We start from the raw sequence: 1,761 nt of genomic DNA on the forward strand, positions 1-1,761 counted from the left end.
TAGACTACAGTGATTTGTATCGATTAGGTACATTATTCAAAAGGATTATCTTCATTAAACTCTGCTTGACTACGGCTAGCAATTACTAGCTTCAGACACTCCTCTAAGTCATCACCTTCCCAAGTACCTATAGTTTTCAAATGTTCTAGAAGTGAGCTTCCTGTGGAATTAACAGTAGTCTGAATAGCAAACTCTACTTGATGTTGTGTTTGTTGCACTTGGTTTTGCTTTGTTTTCAAAAAACGTAAAAAATTAAGTGTTTGAGTCAAAAGTGCATCTGGTGCTGATTGAATTTCCTCGATAAGTCGTTCTTTAATTTTCATATTTACGCCTCTTTAACTGAGATTATTTAATAGTGTAAAACAGCAACTATGGTTGTAGTTATGTTGGTATACCTCCAGCTTGAAAAATCTGTTCGGCTGTTAAATTCAATTGTGGGAAAGTAGGTGAGACGATGCGCTCAGTGCCTCTAAATTGAGTAACTTGGTATTCACCATCGATTAATTGATAAATCGATATAGTAGGCTGTTTAGGGTTGCCAGTGAACTTTTTAGCGCCTAGACCGAGATAATCTACAACCCAGTATTCAGGAATTCCAATACCCTCATACTTACCCTGTTTTGTATAATAGTCATCATCCCAGTTGGTACTAACTACCTCAACGACTAAAGGAATTGATGCTGCAAGGCTTACAGTTGATTCTTTTTTCCATAGCGGCTCATTTATTAAATTAAGACGATTGAGTAATAGCACATCTGGGGAATAGGCAGATTCCGAATTAGTTGGTTTAATGAGCGCAGTTTTGGGGATTGTATAAGGTAAATTTAATCGGTCAAATTCTACTATTAGTTTTCTTGCTACAAAACCAACAATATCCTCATGGTCTCCTACTGGTTGTGCCATTTCAACAATCACGCCATCATGTAATTCATATCTTCCACCTTCGGGTCGCCACGCTGCAAAATCTTTAAAGGTTACTAGCTTTGGAATGGCTTGAGTCATAATCTATCACCCCTAGTAGTTGTTTCGATCATATCGCTTTCTTACGTTCAGCCTTAACAGTAATATTAAGGGGTACAGTACTCGAAAAAGTTTGTTGCGGAGAACTGAACTATGGTGGCAATAACAACATCCGCGGAAAATCGGGTTTTACTCCAAAACATCAGTTGGCAGACATTTAAAACCATACTGGCTGAAATGGGTTCAGAACGTAATTCTCGATTTGCTTATGACAATGGAATGATAGAAATTATGACCCCACAAATGCCGCACGAGAACTCAAACCGTGTAATTGAAGGTTTTGTTGTTGTCCTGTGCGAAGAGTTGGGCTGGGAAATTAAACGCGCTGGTTCATTAACCTTAACGCGAGATGATTTAGAGAAGGGAGCCGAGCCAGATAGTAGCTACTATATTCAAAATGAAGCTCTAGTTCGAGATAAAGAAAATATTGACATAGCGATCGACCCGCCCCCTGACTTGGTGCTAGAGGTGGAATATTCCAGGTCTGCGATAGACAAGCTGAGGCTTTATGCTGCGATCGCAGTCCCGGAATTTTGGCGTTATAACGGCAGTGTGTTGCGAGTTTACACTCTTGCAGGTGGACAATATTTAGAAGTCGAAACCAGCCCTACTTTTGCGCCTGTGTCGGTGAAGGAAATTCCTGGGTTTATCCAAGAAGCTAAGAAAAATGGGGAAATTGCTACTACCCGTGCTTTTCGGGCTTGGGTGCAACAAAAAATTTCTGATGGTGAACAGTAAAAT

General features: G+C 39.9%; 3 protein-coding genes. 1 reads left to right on the forward strand and 2 read right to left on the reverse strand.

Going from position 1 to position 1,761, the window contains the following annotated elements; translation table 11 throughout:
* Positions 1 to 32: 32 nt before the first annotated feature.
* Positions 33 to 323, reverse strand: a complete 291-nt coding sequence (locus VE944_RS11425; RefSeq protein ID WP_324976772.1) for a DUF2281 domain-containing protein — start codon at positions 321 to 323, stop codon at positions 33 to 35.
* 58 nt (positions 324 to 381) lie between these two features.
* Positions 382 to 1,002 (reverse strand): Uma2 family endonuclease, encoded by a 621-nt coding sequence (locus tag VE944_RS11430; RefSeq protein ID WP_324976775.1) that lies wholly within the window; start codon positions 1,000 to 1,002, stop codon positions 382 to 384.
* A gap of 111 nt (positions 1,003 to 1,113) precedes the next feature.
* On the opposite strand from VE944_RS11430, the gene VE944_RS11435 reads away from it, so the two are divergent.
* On the forward strand, positions 1,114 to 1,758 hold the full coding sequence (locus VE944_RS11435) for a Uma2 family endonuclease (protein WP_324976778.1): 645 nt from the start codon (positions 1,114 to 1,116) through the stop codon (positions 1,756 to 1,758).
* The last annotated feature ends 3 nt before the right edge of the window (positions 1,759 to 1,761 follow it).

The organism is Nostoc sp. (assembly GCF_035638895.1).
In the GTDB taxonomy this organism is placed as follows: domain Bacteria; phylum Cyanobacteriota; class Cyanobacteriia; order Cyanobacteriales; family Nostocaceae; genus Nostoc.

Excerpts from the sequence above, each read along its gene's own strand:
- VE944_RS11425 (WP_324976772.1), bottom strand. The coding sequence starts at position 323 with ATGAAAATTAAAGAACGACTTATCGAGGAAATTCAATCAGCACCAGAT.
- VE944_RS11430 (WP_324976775.1), bottom strand. The coding sequence starts at position 1,002 with ATGACTCAAGCCATTCCAAAGCTAGTAACCTTTAAAGATTTTGCAGCG.
- VE944_RS11435 (WP_324976778.1), top strand. The coding sequence starts at position 1,114 with ATGGTGGCAATAACAACATCCGCGGAAAATCGGGTTTTACTCCAAAAC.